The 6,389-nt window shown below is 42.4% G+C and carries 9 protein-coding genes and 1 pseudogene; 6 read left to right on the top strand and 4 right to left on the bottom strand.

What is annotated here, in order from left to right:
* The 4 genes from VZ94_RS00655 to VZ94_RS00640 form a co-directional block, all read right to left on the bottom strand.
* Positions 1-299: hypothetical protein (locus VZ94_RS00655; protein ID WP_045777743.1), on the bottom strand; the 299-nt coding region annotated here is incomplete at its 3' end.
* Positions 296-529: a hypothetical protein gene (locus VZ94_RS00650; protein ID WP_045777742.1), complete on the bottom strand. Its 234-nt coding sequence runs from the start codon at positions 527-529 to the stop codon at positions 296-298. The genes VZ94_RS00655 and VZ94_RS00650, both read right to left, overlap by 4 nt.
* A gap of 168 nt (positions 530-697) precedes the next feature.
* A complete protein-coding gene (locus VZ94_RS00645; protein WP_045777741.1) occupies positions 698-1,096 on the bottom strand; it encodes a hypothetical protein in 399 nt (132 codons plus the stop codon).
* The gene (locus VZ94_RS00640) at positions 1,089-1,412 is read right to left on the bottom strand and encodes a nucleoid-associated protein (protein ID WP_045777740.1); all 324 of its coding nucleotides are present in this window, start codon (positions 1,410-1,412) and stop codon (positions 1,089-1,091) included. Before VZ94_RS00640 ends, VZ94_RS00645 begins: the two co-directional genes overlap by 8 nt.
* 410 nt (positions 1,413-1,822) lie before the next feature.
* Here VZ94_RS00640 and VZ94_RS00635 point away from each other — a divergent pair, with 410 nt between their 5' ends.
* The 6 genes and pseudogenes from VZ94_RS00635 to VZ94_RS00620 all read left to right on the top strand — a co-directional run.
* Positions 1,823-2,125 carry a hypothetical protein gene (locus VZ94_RS00635; protein WP_045777739.1) on the top strand — a complete coding sequence of 101 codons (303 nt, stop codon included), beginning with the start codon at positions 1,823-1,825 and terminating at the stop codon, positions 2,123-2,125.
* 490 nt (positions 2,126-2,615) lie between these two features.
* Positions 2,616-2,897, top strand: a complete 282-nt coding sequence (locus VZ94_RS27595) for a hypothetical protein (RefSeq protein WP_239649527.1) — start codon at positions 2,616-2,618, stop codon at positions 2,895-2,897.
* The gene (locus tag VZ94_RS27590) at positions 2,845-3,159 is read left to right on the top strand and encodes a TolC family protein (protein WP_239649526.1); all 315 of its coding nucleotides are present in this window, start codon (positions 2,845-2,847) and stop codon (positions 3,157-3,159) included. Before VZ94_RS27595 ends, VZ94_RS27590 begins: the two co-directional genes overlap by 53 nt.
* 16 nt (positions 3,160-3,175) lie before the next feature.
* Positions 3,176-3,640 carry a TolC family protein gene (locus tag VZ94_RS27585; protein ID WP_239649525.1) on the top strand — a complete coding sequence of 155 codons (465 nt, stop codon included), beginning with the start codon at positions 3,176-3,178 and terminating at the stop codon, positions 3,638-3,640.
* The gene (locus tag VZ94_RS00625; protein ID WP_052700077.1) at positions 3,637-4,800 is read left to right on the top strand and encodes an efflux RND transporter periplasmic adaptor subunit; all 1,164 of its coding nucleotides are present in this window, start codon (positions 3,637-3,639) and stop codon (positions 4,798-4,800) included. The genes VZ94_RS27585 and VZ94_RS00625 overlap by 4 nt, the downstream gene beginning before the upstream one ends.
* Positions 4,800-6,389: pseudogene (locus VZ94_RS00620) on the top strand (efflux RND transporter permease subunit); the annotation flags it as partial. The gene VZ94_RS00625 and the pseudogene VZ94_RS00620, both read left to right, overlap by 1 nt.

The following is a 6,389-nucleotide window of genomic DNA, read 5'->3' as shown; positions in this document are numbered from 1 at the left end:
TTTTTCGTCAACAAATTGAGCGGCACTTTTCTTTTTTTTTTATTTTCAAATTTATTAAATATTTCTTTTATGTCTAATTGAATTTCTTCCAGTCTTTTTAAATGTTGCCCGATTAACCACCACATTAAAACAGGAACCAACAAAACAGCGCAGCTTACAACTAAGCTATTGATAAGTTGATCTTCCTTAATTAAAGCCCCAATAGTCACAATTGATACAGGAATAGCGAGAGCTTTATTAATCACGTCATATAATGCCCCGTCAATTTTAGAGGCAAAGTCTTGATGTTTCTCAATCACTTCTTTTTTAAAGTTTTTTTAACGAAAAAACCATTTATGTAAGTTTCATAGTTGTCTTGATAAAGTTTTTTGAATACTTCAAATTTAGACAAAATATAACCAAGCTGTTGATTTGTTGCAGGACGCTTAGAAAGTAATTCTTCTAATGCGTTACGAACCACGGCTAATCTTTCATAACAGTGCAAGTCTTGATTTTCCAGCATTTCTTCAAAGCTTTCTAGCCCATCCAATGGTTTTAAATCCGCAAAAGTAAAGCACGACTCGATAAGTGTCTTTTTAAACCCTTTATTTTCTTTGTCTTCTGTAAGAAGTACAAAGGTATAAAAGTTGTTCGATGATCTATCCGTATGTGGTAATGCTTTTTCTAAAAATAAAATCCATCTACAAACACGCCTAAGCTAAACTAGCTTTTCAGGCTCATTTGTCTCAGTAGTCAAATAATCTTCTTCGATTAAATAAAAAGAGTCTGGCAATATGCCTTTTTTTACGCCTGTGTACTTGGTGATTAAGTCATCGACATCGTTGAAAAAGAGCTTATGTCCGATGACTGGAATATTTAGTTTAAACGTTAAATTCTGCCCGATTGTTAACTTTTGCTCAGTAAAATCAATATATTCGCCATCACATTTAAAAGAGCCAAAAACATCCCCGTTTTGTTTATAAATAGCGTTGATTAATAAATTAACCTCTTCATTTAACGATATTTCACAATTAACAGATGTTCCCTCCATAAAGTTAGGCTTACCGCATAACCTATAGAGTTTAACAACATCGTTTAATAGTGATTGCTTATCCATTTGTATTCGTTGTTGGTTTAGTTAATTCAATCAATTCATCAATAAATTTTTGAGGAAGGCTATTAATTGTCAATGAATTTTCTTTATACAAATCTTTTGCCCATAATTGAAAAGGGTGATTATTTGTATCGGCCTCAAATGAACCAAATGTTTTCCCTTTGTAAATTTTTAAGAGCGCTTCAATTAACGTTATTACTTTTTCGTTAGCCGGATCAAAAATATCATCTCGTAACTGAACTTCGGCTTCAAGGTTTGGCTTATCCTTTTCTCGCCTGTGTTTAATAATTTTATGAGCAATTGAATTGATAATTTCCATCTATTGATGTCTCTATTTAGATTTAATAATCGCTGGTTGGCTATGGTGTCAAGATCGAAACCTTTATGGCTCCTATTGGAAAATGGATTTCCGCCTCGATTCCCTTACTGTTGTCGACGGTAGCTTGCATTGTGAGCTGTGGATGCATCCCATCAACATCAAAAGGCGAAGATTTACATGCTTGAGTAGACACAAAAAACACCGTTTTGTTTGTTGGTCACAGTTTCCATGCTAATGACTTTATCGTTTAGAAGAACAGTCAGTTTAACATAGTCGCCAATGACGTCATCGGCAAACCTTTAGCATTACAGTGTAATACTTGTTAAAATGCTAACAGGTATTGAGTGGCTATGACGTGATAACGCGTTTGTCGCGCAGCCATGAGTCATTTATCAAACATAGTTGGCATAATGAAAATAAGTCTGGCGATTTTTTTAGTGTTGTTGCAGTGGTTAACACCGTTAATGCATGCGCATACTGGTCAAAATAGCGTAGGCGGCAAATTACATATTCCAGGTTTAGAGCAGTTCACGCAGTCGGCTTCTGTTTTAGCAGATGCTGGCGACAGTGTGGCTAGCACCATTAACACGCAATCACCTTCTGACGGTGTTGTTTTTTCGGTAGACGCTGGGTTAAAGCAAAGTTTTCATTTTGATTTGCCCGATGATTCTTTTTATTTACCGGCGCAAGCTATTTCCTTCGCTAAGCCATAGGCTTAATCACATTATTGGCTCCTCGCGCACCACCTAGCTGCTTAGCGGTGGTTGAGCATTTTCCTTTTTCTCCTCGCGCCCCGCCTTTGTCTTAAGTTTTCTCCTTGCTTTGTTAGCTTAGTGTTTACGCGCGCTGTTATGGTGGGCGTGTGCTGCTAAGTTATTGTTCACAGTTACGCGGTGTTTACCGCAATGAGTTCTTTATGACACATGTGCAGTTTTTGGGCATGGGCTTTAAGCCTACCCATCCTTTAGCCATTGCGATTAGCTTAAGTTTCCTGCTAATGCCTGGCTTAATAGTCGCCGAAACGGCGAGTTCTCCGGTGTTAAGTGCCGACACAGCGGTTGCGCATATTGACCCTATTACTGAAGAGGCCGGGTTAAGTCTAAGTCAGTTGGTCACGTTGACGATGGAAAAATTTCCTGATGTGACCTGGCTGAATGCGATGGAGCTGAAGCCGAAGCGTTACGCCAACGCGGTGAAAGTTGGGTGGCTGGTGCCTCGCAAGCCGGTTTGCGTTTTCAAGAAGCCACCAGCGGTACGCTGCATTATATCGATGCCACGGTGCAAGTACCGTTATGGAATTTAGGTCAGCGTCAAGCTGAACAAGCGACTGGCGCGAAAGCCAGTATCAGCGTGCAAAAGCAGCAAGAGGCGACGCGGCTTAGGATTGCAGGTCTGATTCGTAGCGCACTGTGGGATATGGCGTTACAAAATTTTGCGTTATCAGCAAGCGCAAGAAGAATTACAAGTGAATCAAAAGCTATTTGATAAGGTTAGGCGCCGCGTTGAATTAGGCGATTTACCTAGAGCGGATCAATTGTTAGCTGAAACCGAGTTATTACAAAAAAAATCGCTGTTAATTCAAGCAGAAGCTGAACTCATGCATGCGCGTAAACGTTATACAACGATTACGCAATCGACTAAAGTACCTAGTCAGTATCAAGAAAGTTTATCAACGCTACGCGAAGTGCCGGATAACCATCCCTTTTTGCTGGCATTAAATAGTCAAATCGACCGCAAAACGCGCTGAAATTCATGCGTTACAAATGACCGGTTCTGGCCAAACTAACGTGGTTGTCGGCATTAACAGTGATAATTTCACCGATGATCCGCGTAGTAATAAAACGGAGAGCTTTAATATTGGTGTGAACGTGCCTTTCGGCGGCGATAGTCATAGTAATGTGCAAATCGCAGCCGTCAATGTTGAGATGAATAAGCTCATCGCTGAGCGTGAGCAATTTTATAGAGACTTGCAACAACAACATCACGAAGCCGAGCATAATTTGGAAGTAAATACGGTTGAATTAGCAAATGCAGAAAAGTTAAGAGCGTTGGCCGAGCAGCATTTAAGTATGACTGAACAAAGTTTTGCTGCCGGTGAAATTGATTTAATCGATTTGTTAAAAATTCAGTCGCGTGCTCAGTTGGCGATATTGAGTGCTAAAGAGCGCGCGGTGATGTTGTTACGTGACCAAGCCTTATATAACCAAGCTGTAGGAGTGATGCCATGAGCCGTGCTATTCGTCATTATGTATTTTGGGCACTGGTGAGTGTGTCATTATTTTCCGCTCAATCCAGTAGGGCGCTGGATAACCATGTGGTTTTAGCGGAAGAGCAGGCTAAAAGCTTAGGTATTGTCTTAGCCAAGCCTGAGCCGGTTAGCCATGTCCCGGTGTTGTATGCTCCGGCGAAAGTCGTGATTCCGCCAACGCAAGAATACATTATTAGCGCCACCCAAGCGGGTTTGGTGACTAAGCTGAATGCGGCGATTGGTGACAAGGTTAACTCAGGCGCGGTGCTGGCCGAGATGAATAGCCAAGATTTGCTAATGGCACAACGCAATTACTTAAAAGCAGAGAGTGATTTAGCGTTAGCAGGGTTTTCCTATCAACGCGATAAAAAATTGCTCGACGATGGTGTGATTGCGCAGCGGCGTTGGCAAGAGACCAGTGCGATGTATCAAGCGGCGGCATCTGAATTAGACGAGCATAGACAGTTACTCGGTATCGCAGGTATGACCGACGCGGAAATCGCTAAGCTTAAAAAAACGCATAAATTGTCAGGGTTGCTGGCGGTACGAGCGCCGATTACTGGTGTTGTGTTAGAGCGTATGGTGGTTGCCGGTGCGCGTTTAGATAGTTTATCGCCGTTATTTAAAATCGCTAACTTAGATGAGTTGTGGTTAGAAATTAATATTCCGCAAGAGCGTATTAACCAGGTCAAAATCGGCGACAAAGTACTACTGGAAAAGCCGACTAATGACTCTGAATCGTTAGAGCAGCGTGAAACACCGGTTGCGATTCCTGTCAGTGCGCAAATTAGTTTGATAGGGCAAGCGGTTAATCCTGAAAACCAAACCATTTTAGCGCGTGCGGTATTAAAACATGCCCCAATAGATATACGCCCCGGCCAGCGGATTAATACGCAAATTATTCAGCAAAATAGTCAGGCGGCATTTATTGTGCCTAATACCGCGATTATTCAGAATGAGCGTAAAAGTTATGTCTTTGTGCAAACGGGACAAGGTTTTTCGGTATTACCCGTTAACGTGTTAGGCAAGCAAGGCGAGCAATCGACGATTAGCGGTGAATTAACAGGCAATGAATTAATTGCTGTTAAAGGTACAGTCGCATTAAAAGCGAATTGGTTAGGACTTGGGGAGGGCGAGTAATGGCCGGACTCATTTCATTTGCGTTAACCCAGCGTTTGTTAATACTGATTGCAGTACTGGTATTAATCGGCGGTGGCTATAGCGCGTTTAGACAAATACCGATTGACGCGTTTCCTGATGTGTCGCCGACACAAGTTAAAATCATCGTCAAAGCGCCTGGTATGACGCCGGAAGAAGTCGAAGCTAGGATTACTGGGCCGATAGAAGTCGAATTACTCGGTATTCCTAAGCAAACCATGTTGCGCTCTATCGCTAAGTATTCGTTAACCGATATTACTGTCGATTTCGTTGAAGGCACCGATATTTACTGGGCGCGGCAACAAATTGCCGAGCGTTTGAATACCATTTGGGGCAGTTTACCCGCCGATATTCAAGGCGGTATTGCGCCTATGACGACGCCTTTGGGTGAAATGTTTATGTTCACGATAGAAGGCGACATAAGCCTGATGGAAAAACGCGATTTATTAGACTGGGTGATACGACCGGCGTTACGCACTGTGCCGGGTGTGGCCGATGTGAATTCATTAGGCGGCTTAGTTAGGAGCTTTGAGGTTGTACCTGACAATATGCGTTTAGCCGCTAGAGGTATTGGCATGGATAAATTAATCGCTGCGTTAGAGCATAATAATCGCAATGACGGCGCAGGTCGGCTTAACGATGGCGAAGAAGCACTTATCGTGCGCGCTGAAGGTCGCATCAAAACCTTAGATGATGTGGCTACGATTGTCGTTGATAATAAAAATGGCATACCGGTTACCGTTGCCGATGTTGCTGAGATAAAAATGGGCGCATTAACGCGTTATGGCGCGGTCAGTAAAGATGGTAATGGCGAAGCGGTGACCGGGTTGGTATTGAGTTTACGCGGGGCGAATGCGCGTGAAACGGTTAATGGCATTGAGGGTAAATTGGCCGAGCTGAGCAAAAGTTTTCCTAAAGGCGTTACCGCTAAAGTTTTTTATAATCGCGGCGATTTAGTCAACAAAGCCGTTGAGACGGTATTAGATGCTTTGGTAGAAGCCATAGCGTTAGTGCTCGTTTTGTTACTGTTGTTTTTGGGTAATATCCGTGCTGCTGTCGTGGTTGCCATTGTGTTACCGCTAGCTGCATTATTTACTTTTATTTTAATGCGGACTATGGACATGTCGGCTAATTTAATGAGTTTAGGCGGGTTAGCGATAGCGATAGGTATGTTAGTCGATGCCGCTGTCGTGGTGACCGAAAACTTGATTAGCCATTTAGCGCATCATAAAACCGCTGAACGTTTACCTAAGTTGCATGTGATTTACCGGGCTACTCGTGAAGTTGCTACCTCGGTTACCTCAGGCATTTTAATTATTATTATTGTTTTTCTGCCATTACTGAGCTTACAAGGTTTGGAAGGAAAGCTGTTTCGGCCGGTGGCCTTAACGATTGTTTTTGCGTTAAGTGCGTCGTTGCTGTTGTCGTTAACAGTGATTCCGGTAGTTCGCCTCGTTTTTGTTGAAAAAAAAAAGTGTCTCATGAAGAGCCTTGGTTGCCAAGAAACGCTGCAAGCCATTTATAAGCCGTTATTGGCTGGTGTTTAAATAATTACAGCAAAGGTTTTTATC

The sequence above is a fragment of the Methylocucumis oryzae genome (assembly GCF_000963695.1).
Lineage (GTDB): Bacteria > Pseudomonadota > Gammaproteobacteria > Methylococcales > Methylomonadaceae > Methylovulum > Methylovulum oryzae.
The sequence above is the reverse complement of the archived record's forward strand: the minus strand, read 5'-3'. Positions and strand labels throughout refer to the sequence as shown.